Origin of the sequence: Candidatus Tisiphia endosymbiont of Ceraclea dissimilis (assembly GCF_964030735.1) — a bacterium.
Lineage (GTDB): Bacteria > Pseudomonadota > Alphaproteobacteria > Rickettsiales > Rickettsiaceae > Tisiphia.
Genome location: NZ_OZ034917.1, coordinates 627,101 through 644,739, shown reverse-complemented (window position 1 = coordinate 644,739; position 17,639 = coordinate 627,101). Strand labels below are relative to the sequence as shown.

Sequence of the window (17,639 nt, the reverse complement as noted above, 5' to 3'; positions counted from 1 at the left end):
ATTAACTTGGGTTAGCTATAAAAAAATAATTATTTTTCTAAAAACTATTAGTGTTGGTATGTTTATGGTTTATAATGCTATTATTATGGAGGAAAATATATGAAAGAATTTGATTTAATAGTGATTGGTGGTGGTCCGGCTGGTTATACAGGAGCAATAAGAGCAGCCCAGTTGGGTATGAAGGTTGCCTGTATAGAGAAAAGGGTGACGCTTGGTGGTACTTGCCTAAATGTTGGCTGTATTCCTTCCAAAGTATTACTAAATTTTTCGGAGAAATATCATGAAGTATTGAACCATTGTGCCGATATTGGCATTACGACCTCAGCCAAACTTGATTTACAGAAAATGATGACTAAAAAAAGTCAGGTAGTATCAGACTTATGCAAAGGCATAGAAGGTTTGTTTATAAAAAATAAAATCACTAAATTTACAGGAAGTGCCAAGTTTATTTCAGCCAATCTTGTAGAAATTACTAACGATGCATCAGTTGAACAAATATCGGCTAAGAATATTTTAATTGCTACTGGCTCTGATATTATTGAAATGCCCAATATTACTGTTGATGAGGAATATATAGTGTCATCAACAGGAGCCTTGAGTCTTGCTAAAGTTCCGGAAACTATGGTGGTAATTGGTGGGGGGTATATCGGTTTAGAGCTTGGTTCGGTATGGAACAGGCTTGGCTCCAAAGTAACGGTTATTGAATATGCTGAAAGTATTGTGCCAGCTTTAGATAAAGAAATTATCAGTCAATTTACCAAAATCCTACAAAAACAATCTATTGAATTGCGATTAAACACTAAGGTGATATCTGCTGAGAAAAAAGCAGGAAAAGTTATTTTAAATATACAACAAGCAACTGACAATTCAGCACAACAGGTAATAGCAGATATAGTGCTAGTAGCCGTTGGTAGAAAAGCCCATACAACAAATTTAGGTCTAGATAAATTAGCCATTAAAACGGACAAACAAAATAGGATTACGGTTAATGATCAGTTCCAAACAATAATGCCTAATATTTATGCTGTCGGTGATGTAATTGCTGGACCTATGCTCGCTCATAAAGCAGAAGAAGAAGCTGTTGCTGCCGTTGAAATTATGGCAGGTTTAGCAGGTCATGTTAATTACAACCTTATTCCAAGTGTCATCTACACTTATCCAGAAGTGGCAAGTGTTGGCTTAACAGAGGAGCAATTAAAAGAAGCTAAGATTGAGTACAAGGTTGGCAAATTTCCATTTTTGGCAAATAGTCGAGCGAGAAGCACAGGTTGTACTGATGGGATGGTAAAAATATTGGCTGATAGCGTAACGGATAAAGTACTTGGAGCACATATTATAGGCCCTTCAGCTGGTACTATGATTGCAGAGCTTGTAGCATTTATGGAATTTGGTGCTTCTTCAGAAGATATAGCAAGAACTTGTCATGCCCATCCTACCTTAAGTGAAGCCATAAAGGAAGCAGCTTTGGCTGTAGATAGGAGGGCTATTAATTTTTAGGAAGTTTTATATATATAATTATATTTTGAGCTATTTTCGCAACCAAAAAGAGCCAAATATAGAATTACTTTAGTTATTGCAGGTAGCCTCCTAAACTTACCTGCTTGTTGAGGATTAGAGCCAAGGTATTTTTAAAGCATAATTCTTTAATTTTAGGTATCCGCTCCTGCAACTTATTCATCATGCGATATATGGTGTCTAAATCATGGTTTTTGTTAAATTGTTCGCTTAAATATTGTGCTAGACCACGCTTGCTATCGGGCTTTGCCGTAAGGGCTAATACCACAACTGTTGAAAGTTAGAAGAGGAAGAGGTTTTAGACCAAATAGTTTAAAAGTCGTATGTGGTCAACGTCATTGCGAGAAAGACCGCAGGTCGACGAAGCAATCCATTATTTTGAATTGCTTCAATGCTACTAAAATAGCTCTTTGCAATGATGTTTTGTATTTTAACTTTTTTTCGTGAACGCTCATGAGTCTATTATGCCTTTGAAAATATCCTGTATAATTCGCTTAGTAAAGTTGCAAAATCAATTTGATCAAAACCTTTCTTAGGAATAATTATTATTGCCCAGCTATTGGGTTTAATTTGTGTTTCTTTACTTAGAAGCCTAATTAAATGTCTGATACGTCTCTTGATTTTATTGCGAATAACAGCATTTCCTAATTTTCTTCCGGCTTTTATGCCAAAAAGCAATAAAACTTCACCAGATTTTTTACATAGCCGTGTTTGATTGGTAGTCTTGCCAGCAGCGTTATTCCCTGCATTTAATTTTGCAAGAAGCTTAGTAAAATCTTTTGCTATTACTGTGATAAAATAAGGACTATGGAACTTTTTGCCTAACTTATTAACTAGGTCAAATTCTTTTTGATTTTTTAGAGATAAAATAAGCACTGCCTATGCTGATAACTTCTTTCTGCCTTTTGCCCGACGCTTCCTTAAAATCTCTCTACCACCAACAGTTGCCATTCTTGCCTTAAACCCATGTCTTCTTTTTCTTACTAAATTGCTAGGTTGAAATGTGCGTTTCATAAATTCATATCCAATACAAAGGAACAGATTTACTTATACAATAATGACACTAAACTGTCAATAAAATATAAATTTATCTTTTAAGGAACTGATAGATTGGTGTATTATATTTCTTGATAGAATAAATTTTAATAACATTATTTAAATGAACTAGGGCGTATGGCAAGACCAGACTTTACCAATTCAAGAAATATCATCAAAGAAATTATTAGAGTGGATCACGCCGGAGAATACGGTGCAAAACGAATTTATGAGGGGCAATTAAATTATTGCAGAAACCATCAAACCTATCCTACAATAAAACATATGATGCAGCAAGAAGAAGTGCATTTAAGCTACTTTACTAACTTGTTATTACAAGGTAATGTTAGACCAACTATCTTAATGCCATTTTGGCATATTATTGGTTATGTACTTGGTAGTGGATCAATATTAATAGGAACAAAAACTGCCATGCTACTAACCCAAAGTGTAGAAGAAGTGATTGAACAACATTATCAGAAGCAAATAGACTATCTCGAAGAATATAATTTAGAAAAAGAATTGTTAGATAGTATAAAGCAATTTCAGTCTGATGAAACGGAGCATAAAGATATAGCTCTAGTGCAAGGTAGTAATGAAGTAGTATTTGCCCCCCTAATTAATAAAATTATCAAGTTAATGTGTAATATAGCTATTAGTTTGAGTAAAAAAATTTAATGATATCATCAATCAGAATCTATAATGGGCTAGGTACATCGAAGGAAAGCTTGTATCATACCTTTAATAGTTTTGTTCATTATGCTTCAACAAAATATCATATAAGTTATATTTCTGCAGAAGAAATTATAAGAGGCGATTGGATTGATAATACTAGTTTACTTATTATTCCAGGAGGGGCGGATAGGTATTATACACAATATCTTAACGGTAAAGGCAATAAGCAAATACAGAAATATTTAATGCAAGGTGGTAGTTTTCTTGGAATATGTGCAGGAGCATATTATAGCGGTACCTACCTAGAATTTGCTAAATCTTCACCAATAGAAGTAATAGGAACTCGAGAACTTGCCATATACCAGGGGGGTGTTATAGGTCCAGCCTTATGTAAGTATTACTATAATTCAAATAAAGGAGCAAGAGCCGCTAGGATAATCTTAAATACTCCTAATCTTCCTGAAGATTCTATGGTTTTTTATAATGGAGGAGGCTATTTTTTAGATGCCCAAAATGTAGCTAATACAAAAATTATTGCTAATTATGAAGATTGTAAGGCAGCTATTATAATTTGTAAATTCGGTAGTGGTAGGGCTATTTTAAGTGGGGTGCATTTTGAGTACGATCCTTATCTAATGCGACATTCTAAATTACTCAATCCTATTATAGGGTCATTAATTAAACATAATAAGTCAAGAATTATGTTAGTTAAACATATTTTAAATATGTTGAGTATTGAAGCAAATGAAAAAAATAAGCAATCTTGCAAAAATAATGTAAACAGCTATTAGTGTAACATAAAAATCTGCTATATTTTATGGATATAACCTAACTTACTAATAAAATGTCAGGTTAATATAGGAGTAATTTTTGATATTAAAAATAATGGATGATTAAAAATCGGGATAAATTATAAATCCTATTGTAATTTATCTATAAAGTTATTATAATGTGTTGCTTCGTTTATCGAGTTGGCAAGATGTATTTACTATAACATAAATTTACTATAAATGCAATGAATAATAGAATAAGTAATCCATCTACAATAGTAGTTGCAATGTCTGGTGGGGTTGATAGCTCAGTAGTGGCTGCTATGCTTTGTGAACAAGGACATAAAGTCATTGGTATAACACTACAATTATACGATCACGGCATAGCCACCAAGAAAAAGAATGCTTGTTGTGCTGGGCAAGACATTTATGACGCAAAAATGGTGGCGGATATGCTAAATATTCCGCATTATGTATTGGATTACGAGTCTAAATTTAAAGAATCAGTAATTTATAACTTTGCCGATAGTTATATTAGAGGCGAAACACCTTCGCCATGTGTACAATGTAACCAGTCAGTTAAATTTAAGGACTTACTAAAAGTAGCAAAAGATTTAGGAGCTGACTGTCTTGCTACTGGTCATTATGTTCGGAAAGTCGAAGGTATAGATGGAGCAGAATTACATACTGGTATTGATATTGCCAAAGACCAAAGTTATTTTTTGTTTGCAACTACTTTAGAACAACTAAATTATCTATCTTTTCCTTTGGGAGAATTAAGCAAAGAGCAAACAAGAAATATTGCTACTAGATTTAACTTAGGCGTTGCAGATAAGCCTGATAGCCAAGATATTTGTTTTGTACCAGATGGTGATTATAGGAAGGTAATTAGTAATATCCGAACCGATGTTAATGAAAAAGGTAAAATAATCCATGTAGACGGCTTTGAACTCGGGACACATAATGGTATTATCAACTATACTATAGGTCAACGTCGTGGACTTGGCATAGCTTTTCATGAACCACTTTATGTAGTAAGAATTGACCCTAATACAAAAATTGTCTATGTTGGTCCAGATTCGGCATTAGATTCTACCGAATTTACCATTAAGAATGTTAACTGGCTTGGTAAAGAAATGGTTGTCCAAGAGGAAGTTGAGGTGCAAGTTAAGATTCGTTCGACTCGTCCTGCTACCTTTGCCAAGATTAGTAGGATAAGTAATACAGAAATTAGGGTAAAGTTAATGTCTGCAGAGAAAGCTGTAACTCCTGGTCAGGCTTGTGTCATATATGATAATGCTCGAGTTCTTGGTGGAGGATGGATTACTAGAGAAATTGCATAAATACTTTTATAGTATCCCGATTAGTATTTATCGTCAACGTCATTGCGAGGAGCCACTTTAGTGGGCGAAGCAATCCAAATTTTATGTCACCCCTGCGTAGGTAGTGGGTTAGATTCCAGCCTACGCGGGAATGACAAGAGTATTTTCTATTATTAAAATTGGAGAGATTAATGAGTTTTTTAACAAGAAAAAGTTTTGAATCAATAAAAGAGCTAGGGAAGACTAGTGGTCTCGCTAAAACCTTAGGAGCATTTGATTTAATATTATTGGGTCTTGGGGCTATAATAGGTACGGGTGTATTTGTAATAACAGGTCTAGTTGCGGCTAAATATTCTGGTCCTGCAGTTATGCTATCATATGCTATTGCTGGTGGAACATGTATTTTTGTTGCTCTTGCCTATACAGAGCTTGCTACCATGTTACCGACTTCTGGCAGTATTTATACTTACTCTTATGTAGCATTTGGTGAGGTATTTGCTTGGTTAATGGGTAGTGTTATCATATTAGAACTTGGTTTTGCTGCTGGAACTGTTGCAGCTTCTTGGTCTGGATATGTTCAGGCAATATTGTCAGCTGGTGGAATAGGTTTGCCTAAAGCTTTAACTACCGTGCCTAGCAATGGTGGAATAATAAATTTACCAGCTTTTCTTATTGTAGTGTTTGTCTCTTTTATTTTGTACTTAGGAACGAAAGATAGTAAAAAACTAAATGCCATTTTAGTATTTATAAAAATGGCAGCTATATTTGCTTTTATTGTGTTTGCCACACCGTATTTTGATGCAACAAATTGGCAAAACTTTTTACCTTTTGGCTTCAATAATATGTTAGTTGGGGCATCTATCCTATTTTTTGCTATGACCGGTTTTGGGACAATAGCCACTACAGCTGAAGAATGCAAAAATCCTAACCGAGATTTAATGATTGGTATTATTGGATCACTAGTAATTGCAACGATAGTATATGTTATAATAGCTGGGCTAGTCACTGGTATAGCCCCTTTTGATCAACTTAATAACGATCAACCACTTGCCTATGCTCTTAGCTTGAACAATAGTAATGTTGGGTCTGCCATAGTTGCTACTGGAGCAGTATGTGGTATGACTACGGTACTAATGATGAATATTTACGCTACATCCCGTATTTTTTATGTAATTGCTCGAGATGGGTTATTGCCAAAAAGTTTTGCAAAACTTCATACAAAATATGATAGTCCTTATATTACTATCTTAATATTTTCTGCACTTGCTGCATTATTAGGAGGATTTTGCCCAACTGAAATTCTTGTTCAGTTATCATCTATGGGATCATTAATAGATTATACAGTGGTTGCTATAATAGTCATATTGTTTAGAATAAAAATGCCAAATGTTCCAAGACCATTTAAATGTCCTGCTGCATGTATCATTATACCATTTGTTTTAATAGCTTGCCTATATTTACTATTTATACAAATATTTGATAGTAACTTTAATTTGATGATTGCAGGGCAATTATTAATATATTGGTTTGCACTAATGTTTGTTCTGTATATTCTTAGATTGTTCTTTATGAAACGACAAGTTTAATTTGTATGAGTAATGCACTACAACCATTACGTGGTACTAAAGACCTACTACCTGCGGATTATATAATTCACGATTATATAATTAACACAGCAAAACATATTGGTGAACTTTATGGTTATCAAGCCATGAGTACGCCGATAATTGAATATACTAAAGTTTTTGACCGTACACTTGGAGAGACTTCTGATGTAATAAGCAAGGAAATGTACAATTTCCTTGATAAGAGTGATAATAATATTTCTCTTAGACCTGAGTTTACAGCCGGTATTATTAGGGCTTTTATCTCTAATAACCTGCAACAAACATTACCTATTAAGTTCTTTTCAAGCGGTCCAGTATTTCGTTATGACCGACCACAGGCTGGTAGACAAAGGCAATTTCATCAAATAAATTTTGAGTATATTGGTGGAGAAGAAGGATCGAGTAACGATGCTGAAACAATTAGGCTTGCCTTAGATATTCTTCAGGCTTTAGAAATAGATAAAGATACAACTTTAGAAATAAACTCAATTGGTTGTGCTGCAACTCGTACCATCTACCAACAAAAGCTGGTAGAGTATTTCAATGATTATAAGTCAGAATTATCAGAAGATAGCCAAAAGCGACTCGTCAAAAATCCGATGCGGATCTTAGATTCAAAAGATGAAAATGATAGAAAAATAGTTGCGAATAGCCCGTTAATGTCTCAATACTATAATAGTGATACTGCAAGATATTTTGACGATGTGTTAAGATACTTAGATTTACTGAATGTAAAATATATCATTAACCCAAGGCTAGTAAGGGGGCTTGATTATTATTGCCATACAACTTTTGAGTTTACTACTAGCAAACTTGGCAGTCAGTCGACAATTCTTGCTGGTGGAAGATATGATGGGTTGAGCAAAATTATGGGCGGGTCAGAGACAAAAGCCATTGGCTTTGCTGCTGGAATCGAAAGGCTTGCTTTAATGAGAGAATACAACATATCTAAAGCCAGACCAGTATTTATCTTTCCTATTAGTGACAATAATTTAGAATATTGTTTAATCTTAGCCAATCAATTACGCCAAAAAAATATTTCTGTTACCTTAGACGCCAAAGGCAAAATAGCCAAGAGAATGATTCGGGCTAATCTACAGAAAGCTAAATATGTTATTTTTGTTGGTGATGATGAACAAATGAGTAATAGCCTTAAATTAAAAGATCTTGATAAAGAACAAGAATATTTATTACAATTTGAGCAAATTGTAGAATTACTTTAGTTATTAGACCTCTTGCATAACCTAAAGATAATTGAGGAATTTTTAAAAAATATAACAAAATTATTGGCAATATTAATTTAATGTACAATTAAATTAATTAGAGAGGTACTTTTATGGAAGATATTGACAATTGGCGGGTAAAGTTCGAATCTTGTAAATATTCTACTAAGCTACTTAATAAATTGATTTTACTAAATGAAAAAGTAAATGATCCAGTAGATATCGACGAAATTACTAAAGCTATCTATTACGCTAAGAAATATCATGGTAGTCAAATGCGACAATCTGGCGACCCCTATTATTCTCATCCAATAGAAGTATCATACATGGTTGCCCAGTACACAGCCCAAGAAATTCCCACATTATTTAAAACTGAAATGATAGTTACCAGCTTACTGCATGATACGATCGAAGATACAATACTTACTGAAGAGATGATAGCTCGAATTTTTGGTAGTCAAGTTGCTAGCCAAGTGGAAGCTCTAACAAGGAACAAGTCTTACGGTAAGATTAGCTCCAAAGATACTTTGGATTTATTATCTCAACAAAAGAGATTTGACGTGGCATTGATTAAATTATTTGACCGCATTCACAACCTACAAACAATAAGGGCTAAATCCCCAGAAAAGGCACTGAAAATAGTTAAGGAAACTATAAGATATTTTGTAACTATTTGTGCATACTTGGAACTACCAATAGCCGAGCAGCAGTTAATAAATCTATGTTACCAAAACTTATCTATTGACCCTGAGCCTCCTAAACTATAAATTTATTTGATTAAGTGATTTTAGTTAGTTTTTCCAGCTTTTTAAAATTATAGTGAATTAACTTGAATTGGCAACGTTATAAATCCGATTAGTATTTAGCCTTAGCGTTATTGAGATGAATGTGTAAGCTTTAGTCGTCATTGCGAGCTAATATATCCCCACGAAATTAAGCATGACAAAGCTCCGTCTTTATAATAGATGCAAGGGGTTCTACCAATGGTTTTATGGCATGCAAATAATTAAATTCAATAATAAATTTCCCAAGAGTACAATACAAATAAATTTTTTTATCTTTTACTGTGTTAGGTTGGAAAATTCTTTGCATACCTTGGCTATAGCCTACCACACCTATAACCCAATCATTTAATACTGTTTTTACATCCATAACCTACTATCTCCATCATCATTAAATAATGATGATATTCTATCAATTCTTGATATTTTGCAACAATTTCGTGGGGATATATCAGATTGCGAGGAGACCGTAAGGTCGACAAAGCAATCCATTTCTAATCATTTTCCTGGATTGCTTCGTCGACCTTACGGTCTCCTTGCAATGACATCTTGTACTTTGTAAAATATAGATTTACAAGACGGGCAAGTATCTATAATATCATTATAATTATATAAAAGTTAAAAAATATTAAGTATTACTTGTGCGTAAACAAACGACATATCAATATTTACTGATAGTAGATTAGTTTACATAGAAATAAACCTATTTTAATTTAATTGTTGCCTTTCTAGGTTATATAATATATGACAGTAATCTTTGCATTTATTAATAAGTATATTTGCAAAAATTTAATAATTCATTCATAAAGGAGTTAACTATGGCACGAAAGAATGACTTTATAGAAAAAGCTGACAAATTTATAGGTGAAAAGATCTATTCTTTAAGGCTTGCTAAGGGGTTGTCACGTCAACAACTTGCAAAGGTAATAGTAGTAACACATCAACAGTTACAAAAATATGAAAAGGGCATTAATAGAATACCAATGGGTAGGCTGATTCTTATTGCTAAAGCACTAGAAAAAAATATCGATTATTTTTATGATGGTTTAGAAGGAGCAGATAATGTCGAGCCTGTACATACTCAACATCAGCGTATGTGCATAGAAGTATCAAGAAACTTTATGAAGATTCGTAACCCTGCACATCAACAAGCTGTTAATGCATTGATACGTTCTTTGATTAAAGAAGATTAGGTGAGATAAAACATATATAAAATTTTATTTATGTTACGCAATTTGTGAGTTATGGTAGATTTGTTGAGTTGAGCAACCAATCTGCTAATAACTCACAATCCGATTGTTTATTTCGTAGTGAATAAATATATACATTTTATCACAAAAATTCATTACGCTAATAGATATATGCAAATTATTTAAAAAATTTGACTATATTTAGTTTGTCTCATTAATTTGTGATTTAGATTTCTCTAAGTATTTTAATATTTCCTCATGTAAGGCAGTCCATTTAACTTGTTTTTTCATAAGAGGTAGGAATTCTTTCTTCCATACTTTTATATATTGTTGAGAATACTCTCTTTCAAGATTTTGAAATTCAGAAGAAATATTTGTTTTGAACATAGCTATTAAATTTGAAACCTCAGTAATTTTATGACTATCTAAAGATTTCAAAGATAAAATATCTTGTTGTAAAACATCTATTTTATTTAATAAATTGTTTTTAAAGGTCTTATATGGCAAGATTATATCATACCTTAAATCAGAATTATAATATATTTCCATTTTATATATTAAGCTATTAAACGTATTACGTGATACTTCTTGTTCATAATTTGTAAGGGAAGTTAATAAATATTTATAGTCTTTTTCATTTAAATCACGTGGTTTAACAAGCATATGAATTTTGGAGTGTAAATTATTGAATTCACTATAAATACTATCTCGATACTTATCTAAAAACTTAGGAAATACATCTTGTTGCTCAAGTTTTAAGGGTAAATCCTTCCTAATTTCTATTGGTAGATTATGTATCGAAAACTGATATACTACCCACATAAAACTCTCATCAAATTCATTTGAATAATTGATACGATCATCAGGCAAAACTACCTTACCTTCTTTATCATTCCAAGGTCGTATCTTATAAAAAAATCTATTCAGTCTTTCTTTTAATTTTAGAATATCTGTGTTTTTATCTCCCATTTTATATAATACTTTATTCATTAAACGTTTAGCCTCGTTGGATTCTATTCTATTATTTATATGAAGACCTATATTATTTCTTTCCAATAACTCCCAATCAAATAATCTATGCGGATCAACTTTACGTAGCACATAACTATCAAATGCTTTACTGTACAATATTGTTCCTATTTCAGAATGACTAAATATCATATCTTTTCTTATTTTAAAACGTTTCATAAGATATAGGAGTAATTCTTTTACAGATTCCATTTGCTGTTGTGAAAACAATTCACGCCCAGTATTCACTATTTCTATGCCGATAGAATAATTATTTAAAGCAGTTAATTCTTCAAATTGCTCACCCATTTTAATTTTAGCATAACTAATACCAGCATGGTATGCTCGCTTTTCTAAAGGAACCGTTAACGTAATACTGCCATCCTTATCTACAATAAAATGAGCAGACAGACCTATTTTGTTTAGCAATTCTTTTGTATCTTTTAATGTTGATATACCAGTATGGTGAACTATAACCATTGATACTTTTTTACCTTCTCTGTCACCATAATTTGCAACTGGCACAGGGGCTAGGAAAAGTAAGTTTTTCTTTTGCAATACAGGAAGTTCTCTTTGTAAATGAGCAAAATCATTTTGAAAGCTTGCAATATCAGGATGCGGCTTAGATAAAGCCTCCACTCTTTTATGAGAACAGCCAGCATTTAATAATGCAACTATTATAAAAAGATAGTATCTTAAAAAGAGATCAAGAGCTTTATTGGTCATACAAATATCCAATCACTATAAATTATGTTAAAAAATTAAGTGTAGCTAACCAGTTCTATAGTCAGTTAACCTGAATTGGTGCCGAATAAGCACCCATCGTGCTGTCTATTAGCGAGGAGGCGTACGCCTCCGAAGCAATCCATAAAAGTAACCAAAGATGGATTGCCACGACCTACTTGCGTGGTCTCGCAATGACAAAAAACCTATCTAAAACCCGCTTTACCTTCTAACTTTCAACAGTTGTGACTAAAGTGGCTTTGAGCTATGACGTTAAGGCTAAATACTAATCAGATTTATAACGTTGCCAATTCAAGTTAATTGACTATATATCTTTTATACTAAATTATTCAATGGTAAATTCAAGAAATTAATCAGGATCAACTCATTCCTTCTTCATTATCTTTTTAATATTATACTGGCTATTTTTTTTGGTAGCATAAGTATATTCGCTAATATTTTTGCATACTTATTAAAATAATAGATATCATAAGTGTTTAGTATTTTATAAGTAAAAAACCCTAGAGTATAAGGTGTTATTAATAAGTTTTTTATAAATAATTTGATATAACTAAAACATTTATCAAATTTAATATCTATTATTGTAACGAGTCTCATTTTTGATAAGTAATTATCTAATTCCCTACTGATATCATGAGAATTAATATCCCAATTAATTATATTATTAATATCTTTAACTTTTTTAAAAAATTCTAAATTAGCCTTGCTAAGAGGACTGACTTGCAAAATACGATCTCTATGACCTTTTAGCATATGAAATAACATTTTATTCATTATTAATCGCTTATTGTATAAGGTGGCATCATTAGTTTGCAAATAATTTAGAATATTGAGAATTATCTTTTCATGATCATGGATTTTAAATCCTGTTGCCGCAATGGATTGGGTAGGTCTGCCTATATAATATTTATAAAGTGGTATATCTAAATACAGAACCTGTTTAACATATTGTATAGCTTTCGCATTATATTCCATATCTACATAAAAACATTTTTCAGTTAGTATAATATTAGATTTCTTAAGAATATCAGTTTTATAAGTTGAAGTTGATAAAATTGGTCCCCAATAATCAAATTTTATTTGGTCAAGAATTAAGATTTGTTTAGACGGAAGATGGGTATAACAATCCTCACTTCTTATAGTACTATTAGCTAACATGTCATACGATAATTCATGTAAGATTAAATCAACATCGAACATATTTAAATATTTTAGGAAATTATCTAGCCCTTGAGTATCTACCCAATCATCTCCATCCACTATTTTAAAATATTTTGACTTAGTATGTTTAATACCAGTATTTACTGCTCCACCATGCCCCTTATTGCTTTGATTTATAAGTGTTACAATAGTTGGGAATTTATTTTGGTACTCTTCAGCAATTGATTGAGTGTTATCAGTTGAGCCATCATTTATGACTAATATTTCTAGTAAATGCTTATTCTCACAAGATAAAATAGAATTTAAGCATCTTGGTAAATAACGCTCAATATTGTAAACAGGAACACATATACATAATAATTTTATTTGCTCATGTTCTATAGGTTTAATATAAAATTCTTGTTCATTTTGAAATAATTGTAATTCTTTTTCCAAAATCATTTTACGTGAAAATTTAGAAGAAACATCATAAGACATTTTCTCGCTTAACTCTAAAAATCTATCTGGATTGTAAAATAAATCCTCAATAATATTGGCATAAGACTGCGGATTTTCTATATCATTACTTAAAGTACCATAAGAAGGATTGATAAATTCTGGAACGCCACAAACATTAGAACTAACTAACGCTAAACCAGAACTTACTCCTTCTAAAGAACTAACCCCCATACTATCAAGTCTTGTTGGATGGAATATTATACCACAATTTTTATGAAGCTCGCTAATTTGAGCATGAGTATGAAATCCTTGAATAAAATGCACATTAGACCATCGTATTTTTTCTGAGAAATCTTTAAATAATAAACCATCTCCATAAATAAAAAAGTTTAGTTGATTAAAAAATTCTTTATTCTGAAGAATATTGATGGTCTCTATTACTAGATCTAAAGCATAGTTATTGTAATTATCGAATTTTCTTAAAGTAAATATGTTTAACCTATCATCTGAAGATTTTTTAACATATTTAAATATATCAGTATCTATACCATTTGGAATTATGGCAAAATTATTGAAATTGGTATTTATATATTTCTCAGATTCTGCCTTTAACCAATTGCTTGCAAATATCCATTTTATATTTTTATTATTTGCATATTTTTTATACATTAAATCTTTTATTCTCATTTGCCAAGTCGTAATATAGGGATTATATGTCCCATCATACGCCACACAAAATGATTCTTGATATCTGTAAAGTGCTTCCGCACCATGAATGTAACAATAAATTTTTATACCATGATAAAAAATTACACTATCAATAATATCTTGTAATTTCTCATTAATAAAATGAATTATAACTCTCTTAAAATTAGAATTAGTTATTATATTTTTTAAAAAACTTAAACTATTATAATAAACTTTTACACCATCAAATTCATTTACAAAACTATTATTATCATCATGACAAAAAACCTCTGGCTTAATATTATGATTGGTAAAAGCTTTAATAGAAGTATGAACAAAACCAAAATTATACAGGTTTGCAGAACTAGGATATCCAGGAGAAATTATCAATGTATCAGCTGTAGAAACAGGATTGTCAAATTTACTTTTTTTAGTTATGTAATAAGTAAATTGTTTTATTTTAACTTCCGTGTTAGCTTTTAAGGTAAGCACAATTTTAAAACATTCTAAATTAGATAAAGGGACTTCTAATTCTGAATTTAAAAACGTCAATTTTCTAGCAACTGTAAAGGATATTTCACCCTTAACCAAAGTTCCTTTATTAAGCAAACTAATAAATTGTTCCCCCTTAAATAGGACAAACTGCCTATCTATAGTTATAGATCTTAGTTCATTTGATGAGTTAATGATTGTGATATTATCATCTTCTTTATTATGTTTTACATATAAACCATTAAGTTTATTAGTTGGTAACGTAATAATTTTTTGTTTTAGGTCTATGGGGAGGGTCATTCTCAAATAATTATAAAGCTGTTATTTTAGTTAATGATTCTATATCTTCAAACTCCTTTAAAGCCCTTAATATTATATCATCCATATCATAATATCGATACTCAGCTAGTCTTCCGATCAGCCTTAGACTAGAAAAATTTTTAGCTATTTCTTTGTATTTATTAAACAATTCACTATTACAATCTTTGGGTATTGGATAATAAGGTATATCCTTCTCAGGGTTAGTTCTATCATATTCTTGTGGGTATTCATACATCAGTACTGTCTTCTTGTTATTAGGTACCCTCATAGTATGATTATACTCAGTAATCCTAGTATATAATTCGGTATTGGGGTAATTTACAGTAGTTACCCGTTGTAATAAAGCTTCATCATGTGTTTCAGTTGTGAATTTTAATGATCTGTACGGCAACTCCCCTAAATGATAATTAAACAATTCATCTATAGGACCAGTATATATTATATTACCTTCATATTTTTGCCCTTTAAAAAGGATGGCTTTATTATTAAGGTCTATTTTCAATAAATCTTTAGAATCGGTATTTAGTAGAATATCAATATTATCATGACTTAACATTTTCTCAAACATTGCCGTATAACCTTCAACTGGTAAAGCTTGAAATTTTTGTTGAAAATACCTATCATCATAGGAAATATGTACAGGAACTCTAGCCGTTATGGTCTCAAAATCCAAATTTTCCGGTTTATCGCCCCATTGTTTTACTGTATAGTTCAAATATAATGTTTTAAATATAAAGTCCCCTAACTCTCTTATATCACCATCATCAAAATTTCTTAGCTTAGAAACGGATACTTTAGTCTCCATACCAAAGTTTACAATTAACTTATCTTTGTATAACAGGGCTTTTTCAACTGGCAATAGAAGTTCTAAAGAGGTTAGATTAAATGGTACTGGCACTAATTGATCGTTTATTTTAGCTAAAACTTTATGTTGGTATGGATACCAATGAGTAAAATTACTTAAATAATTTTTTACTTTATCTTCATTGGTGCGAAATAGATGGGGACCATATTTATGAACCAATATATTATTAACATCTTTATAATCATACATATTACCAGCGATATGGGGTCTTTTCTCTATGACCAACACCCTTTGGTTAAGTTGCGAGGCTATTCTTTCTGCAAGAATAGAGCCAGCAAAACCACTACCAACTATTATATAATCGTATATAATCATAAATTCGGGTTAAATAAATTTTAAAAATTACAACATAATGATTTATTTTGATAATATGTCAAGTGCGAATTGGATACATCTCACAATATTAAAGTATATTATATTTTGTACTGGCAGGTGTGTCAATATTATTGACTGACTATGATAAATACCATAAGGTGCAACTAAGAAATAGAAGAAGTAGAATTATTAATAATCAATTGACTGTAGTCTCCTAGATTAGCGGATGTGGGATAATGACAAAACTAAATGATGCTTTACAGATGGGTAACATTTATTGTATAAGAATATAGGATTAAATTATTTAAAAAATTATCAAAATGAATATTCATGAATACCAAGCAAAGATGATTTTGAGACAATATGGTATACCTACTTCTAAGGGAGTTGTGATATCGCAAAAAGAAGATATCGATAGACTAATTGATGATTTAGAGGCAGAAATATATGTGGTTAAAGCCCAAATTCACGCAGGCGGTAGGGGAAAAGCTGGGGGTGTAAAAGTTGTAAAAAGCAAAGAAGAGGCAAAGAAGGCAGCTCACGCGATGTTTGGAATTGACCTAGTAACTCATCAAACATCATCTGCTGGGCAAAAGGTTCGTCGTTTATATATTGAATCTGGCTGTGATATTCTAAAAGAATATTATTTTAGTGCTGTTTTTGATCGTAGTAATAGTAAAGTAACTTTTATAGCTTCTACTGAAGGTGGTGTAGATATTGAAGAGGTTGCTCATAATACCCCACAGAAAATTATCAAAATATCAGTTGATCCGGCAACGGGTATACAACCATTTCATTGTCGTCAAATAGCATACAAGCTTGGCTTTAAAAATGAACAAGCTAAACAAATGATGAAAATTGTTGAATCAACCTATCAGGCTTTTATAGCAACTGATGCTAACCAAATTGAAATTAATCCATTAATAACCAAACCTGATGGTAGTTTATTGGCACTTGATGCTAAAATTAACTTTGATGATAATGCATTATTTAAACATCCTGATATTTTAAATATGCGAGATAATGATGAAGAAAATGCTCTTGAAATGCAAGCAAATAGCCTTGGTATTAGTTATGTCAAGATGGATGGTACTATTGGTTGTATGGTAAATGGTGCTGGGTTAGCTATGGCAACAATGGATATTATTAAGCTTTATGGGGCTGAACCAGCAAATTTCTTGGATGTTGGCGGTGGAGCTGATCGTGAAAAAGTAACGGAGGCTCTGAAAATAATTTTATCAGACCTGCATGTACAGGGAGTTTTAGTTAATATTTTTGGTGGTATAATGCGTTGCGATATAATTGCTGAAGGGATTATTGCTGCAGTAAAAGAGATTGGTATTAAAGTTCCACTAGTTGTACGTTTAGCCGGCACCAATTTTGAATTAGGTAAAAATATTTTAGCAAATTCTGGTTTAAAAATAATCGCTGCAAATGATTTAGGTGATGCTGCTGTTAAAATTGTCGCTGCGGTAAAGTAATTGTATGA

At 31.6% G+C, this 17,639-nt stretch carries 15 protein-coding genes and 1 pseudogene; 9 read left to right on the top strand and 7 right to left on the bottom strand.

What is annotated here, in order from left to right; all coding sequences use genetic code 11:
* The first annotated feature begins 99 nt into the window (after positions 1-99).
* Positions 100-1,497, top strand: coding sequence for a dihydrolipoyl dehydrogenase (gene lpdA / locus ACQH1V_RS03125; RefSeq protein WP_425360751.1), 1,398 nt, complete (start codon positions 100-102; stop codon positions 1,495-1,497).
* 91 nt (positions 1,498-1,588) lie between these two features.
* On the opposite strand, the pseudogene ACQH1V_RS03120 reads toward lpdA, so the two are convergent.
* The 3 genes and pseudogenes from ACQH1V_RS03120 to rpmH all read right to left on the bottom strand — a co-directional run.
* A pseudogene (locus ACQH1V_RS03120) lies at positions 1,589-1,783 on the bottom strand (IS1634 family transposase); the annotation flags it as partial.
* Between the two features lie 194 nt (positions 1,784-1,977).
* A complete protein-coding gene (gene rnpA / locus ACQH1V_RS03115) occupies positions 1,978-2,391 on the bottom strand; it encodes a ribonuclease P protein component (RefSeq protein ID WP_341748528.1) in 414 nt (137 codons plus the stop codon).
* 3 nt (positions 2,392-2,394) lie between these two features.
* Complete coding sequence (gene rpmH / locus ACQH1V_RS03110; protein ID WP_094648876.1) at positions 2,395-2,529, bottom strand: 50S ribosomal protein L34; 135 nt, start codon at positions 2,527-2,529, stop codon at positions 2,395-2,397.
* Between the two features lie 159 nt (positions 2,530-2,688).
* Here rpmH and ACQH1V_RS03105 point away from each other — a divergent pair, with 159 nt between their 5' ends.
* The 6 genes from ACQH1V_RS03105 to ACQH1V_RS03080 all read left to right on the top strand — a co-directional run bounded on the left by ACQH1V_RS03105 (position 2,689) and on the right by ACQH1V_RS03080 (position 8,914).
* Complete coding sequence (locus ACQH1V_RS03105; protein WP_425360750.1) at positions 2,689-3,228, top strand: demethoxyubiquinone hydroxylase family protein; 540 nt, start codon at positions 2,689-2,691, stop codon at positions 3,226-3,228.
* Positions 3,228-4,016 carry a BPL-N domain-containing protein gene (locus ACQH1V_RS03100; protein ID WP_425360749.1) on the top strand — a complete coding sequence of 263 codons (789 nt, stop codon included), beginning with the start codon at positions 3,228-3,230 and terminating at the stop codon, positions 4,014-4,016. The genes ACQH1V_RS03105 and ACQH1V_RS03100 overlap by 1 nt, the downstream gene beginning before the upstream one ends.
* A gap of 224 nt (positions 4,017-4,240) precedes the next feature.
* Complete coding sequence (gene mnmA, locus ACQH1V_RS03095) at positions 4,241-5,338, top strand: tRNA 2-thiouridine(34) synthase MnmA (RefSeq protein ID WP_094649639.1); 1,098 nt, start codon at positions 4,241-4,243, stop codon at positions 5,336-5,338.
* Between the two features lie 170 nt (positions 5,339-5,508).
* Complete coding sequence (locus ACQH1V_RS03090; protein ID WP_425360748.1) at positions 5,509-6,903, top strand: amino acid permease; 1,395 nt, start codon at positions 5,509-5,511, stop codon at positions 6,901-6,903.
* 5 nt (positions 6,904-6,908) lie between these two features.
* Positions 6,909-8,147, top strand: coding sequence for a histidine--tRNA ligase (hisS, locus tag ACQH1V_RS03085; protein WP_425360747.1), 1,239 nt, complete (start codon positions 6,909-6,911; stop codon positions 8,145-8,147).
* A gap of 113 nt (positions 8,148-8,260) precedes the next feature.
* Entirely contained in the window at positions 8,261-8,914 is a 654-nt protein-coding gene (locus ACQH1V_RS03080; RefSeq protein WP_425360746.1) for an HD domain-containing protein, read from the top strand.
* A gap of 166 nt (positions 8,915-9,080) precedes the next feature.
* Here the strand turns inward: ACQH1V_RS03080 and ACQH1V_RS03075 are convergent, their stop codons facing one another.
* Positions 9,081-9,299 (bottom strand): hypothetical protein, encoded by a 219-nt coding sequence (locus tag ACQH1V_RS03075; protein WP_425360745.1) that lies wholly within the window; start codon positions 9,297-9,299, stop codon positions 9,081-9,083.
* Positions 9,300-9,747: 448 nt separating this feature from the next.
* On the opposite strand from ACQH1V_RS03075, the gene ACQH1V_RS03070 reads away from it, so the two are divergent.
* A complete protein-coding gene (locus ACQH1V_RS03070; protein WP_094649399.1) occupies positions 9,748-10,122 on the top strand; it encodes a helix-turn-helix domain-containing protein in 375 nt (124 codons plus the stop codon).
* Positions 10,123-10,320: 198 nt separating this feature from the next.
* Here ACQH1V_RS03070 and ACQH1V_RS03065 read toward each other — a convergent pair whose 3' ends face one another.
* The 3 genes from ACQH1V_RS03065 to glf all read right to left on the bottom strand — a co-directional run bounded on the left by ACQH1V_RS03065 (position 10,321) and on the right by glf (position 16,150).
* A complete protein-coding gene (locus ACQH1V_RS03065; RefSeq protein WP_425360744.1) occupies positions 10,321-11,853 on the bottom strand; it encodes an N-acetylmuramoyl-L-alanine amidase in 1,533 nt (510 codons plus the stop codon).
* Between the two features lie 396 nt (positions 11,854-12,249).
* Positions 12,250-14,949: a glycosyltransferase gene (locus ACQH1V_RS03060; protein WP_425360743.1), complete on the bottom strand. Its 2,700-nt coding sequence runs from the start codon at positions 14,947-14,949 to the stop codon at positions 12,250-12,252.
* 10 nt (positions 14,950-14,959) lie between these two features.
* Positions 14,960-16,150: a UDP-galactopyranose mutase gene (gene glf / locus ACQH1V_RS03055; protein WP_425360742.1), complete on the bottom strand. Its 1,191-nt coding sequence runs from the start codon at positions 16,148-16,150 to the stop codon at positions 14,960-14,962.
* 320 nt (positions 16,151-16,470) lie between these two features.
* On the opposite strand from glf, the gene sucC reads away from it, so the two are divergent.
* Positions 16,471-17,631, top strand: a complete 1,161-nt coding sequence (sucC, locus tag ACQH1V_RS03050; RefSeq protein ID WP_425360741.1) for an ADP-forming succinate--CoA ligase subunit beta — start codon at positions 16,471-16,473, stop codon at positions 17,629-17,631.
* The last annotated feature ends 8 nt before the right edge of the window (positions 17,632-17,639 follow it).